The organism is Kitasatospora sp. NPDC053057, from assembly GCF_044546945.1.
Classification (GTDB): domain Bacteria; phylum Actinomycetota; class Actinomycetes; order Streptomycetales; family Streptomycetaceae; genus Kitasatospora.
Genome location: NZ_JBITZP010000121.1, coordinates 1 through 2,399 on the forward strand (window position 1 = coordinate 1; position 2,399 = coordinate 2,399).

Sequence of the window (2,399 nt, forward strand, 5' to 3'; positions counted from 1 at the left end):
TGTCGAAGCTGGGTGCGGGGACGGACATTCCGATCGGTTCGGCGAACGCGGGTCGTACGGACGAGGCGCTGGATGATCTGGTCGGGTTCTTCATCAACACGCTGGTGGTGCGGGCGGATCTGTCGGGTCAGCCGTCGTTCCGCGAGCTGCTGGGCCGGGTTCGGGAGCGGACCCTGTCGGCGCTGGCGCACCAGGACGTGCCGTTCGAGAGGCTGGTGGAGGAGCTGGCGCCGGCGCGCTCGATGGCCCGCCACCCGCTCTTCCAGGTGGTTCTGACGACACAGAACACCATTGACGCCGTGCTCGACCTGCCCGGGCTCCAGGCCGGCGGCGAGAGCGGCGAGCAGCCCGCTGACGAGACCTCCGTCGCGAATGTTCACGACTCGGCTGTGAAGTTCGACCTGGACGTCATCGTCACTGAGGTGTTCGACGGTGAGGGTCGTGCGGCGGGTGTGCGGGGCACGGTGACGGTGTCGGCTGATCTGTTCGAGCCGGTGTGGGCGGGGCGGATCGCCGCTGCGTGGGTGCGGGTGCTGGATGCGGTGACCGCTGATCCGGGTGTGCCGGTGGCGCTGGTGGACGTGGTTGACGGCGTCGAGCGTGAGCGGGTGCTGAGCGACTGGAACGCCACGGCGCAGGAGGTTGCGGCCGCTTCGGTGGTGGAGTTGTTCGCGGCGCAGGTGGCGCGGACGCCGGACGCGGTCGCGGTGGTGGCCGACGGTGAGCGGGTGTCGTTCGCGGAGCTGGATGCGCGGGCGAACCGTTTGGCGCACTACCTGGTGGCCCAGGGTGTGGGTGCGGAGTCGGTGGTGGGGCTTGCCCTGCCGCGTGGCGTGGAGATGATCGCGGGGATCCTGGCGGCGTGGAAGGCGGGCGCGGGCTACCTGCCGGTCGACCACGTGCAGCCAGCGGACCGGGTGGCCTTCACGATGAAGGACAGCCGGGTGGCGCTGGTCGTCACGACGGAAGAGATCCTTGGCGAGCTGCCGTCGGTCGGGGTTCGTCTGGTGGCGATCGACGGGACGTTCACGGCGATGCAGTTGTCCGCGCTGCCCACGACCGCGCCTGAGGTGTCGGTTGCCGGGGACGGTCTGGCGTATGTGATTTACACGTCGGGTTCGACGGGTCGTCCGAAGGGTGTGGCGGTCACGCACGGTGGTTTGGCGAATTATGTGTCGTCGGTGCCGGGCCTGGTCGGGTTCGATGTGCCGGGTGGGCGGTATGCGCTTCTTCAGGCGCAGGCCACCGACCTGGGGAACACGGTGGTGTTCGCGAGCCTGGCGACCGGTGGTGAGCTGCATGTTCTGGGGGAGGAGGCGGTCACCGACCCGGCACGGGTCGCGGCCTACCTGTCCGAGCAGCGGATCGATTTCCTGAAGGCGGTGCCTTCGCACCTGGCGGCGCTGGCGTCGGTGGCTGGGGCGGCGGGTGTGCTGCCGGCGCGTTCGCTGGTGCTGGGCGGCGAGGCGGCGACGCCGGACCTGGTGCGGGAGCTGGTGGAGCACGCGGGTGAGCGGGGGGTGTTCAACCACTACGGCCCGACCGAGACGACGATCGGTGTGGCGACGACGCGTCTTGGCGTGGACGATGCCGCCAACGGTCTGGTGCCGGTGGGTGCGCCGGTGGCGAACACCCGGTTCTATGTGCTGGACGGGCACCTGCGGCCGGTGCCGGTGGGTGTCGCGGGTGAGTTGTATGTGGCGGGTGCGCAGTTGGCGCGCGGTTATGTGCAGCGTCCGGGGCTGACGGCGGAGCGTTTCGTGGCGAACCCGTACGGCAGCGGGGAGCGGATGTATCGCACGGGTGACCGGGCGCGGTGGACGGCTGATGGCCGGGTGGTGTTCCTGGGTCGTGCGGACGAGCAGGTGAAGGTCCGCGGGTTCCGGGTCGAGCTGGGCGAGGTCCAGGCCGGGGTCGCGGCGCATCCGCTGGTGGCGCAGGCCGCGGTGGTGGCCCGCGAGGACGTGCCGGGTGATGTGCGTCTGGTGGCGTATGTCGTCGCGGATGATCCGGATGAGGACACCAGCGGTCTGCCGGCCGCGGTGCGGGAGTTCACGGCTCGCCGTCTGCTCGAGCACATGGTGCCGGCCGCGGTCGTGGTGCTGGACGAGCTGCCGTTGACGGGCAACGGGAAGCTGGACCGCAAGGCCCTGCCCGCCCCGACCTACGGCAGCTCGGCCGCTGGTGGCGGCCGTCGGGCGGCGAGCCTGCGGGAGGAACTGCTTTGCCTGGCCTTCGCCGACGTGCTGGGCCTGGAGTCCGTGGGCGTGGACGACGACTTCTTCGAGCTGGGCGGTCACTCCCTCCTCGCGGTGCGGCTGGTCAGCCGGATCCGTACCGTCCTGGGTGTCGAGACCGAGATCCGTACGCTGTTCGAGACGCCGACCGTCGCCGGGCTC

At 70.4% G+C, this 2,399-nt stretch carries 1 protein-coding gene; it reads left to right on the top strand.

The window, feature by feature from the left end; all coding sequences use genetic code 11:
* The coding region (locus ACIG5E_RS39310; RefSeq protein ID WP_396542094.1) for an amino acid adenylation domain-containing protein at positions 1-2,399 on the top strand (2,399 nt) is incomplete at both ends.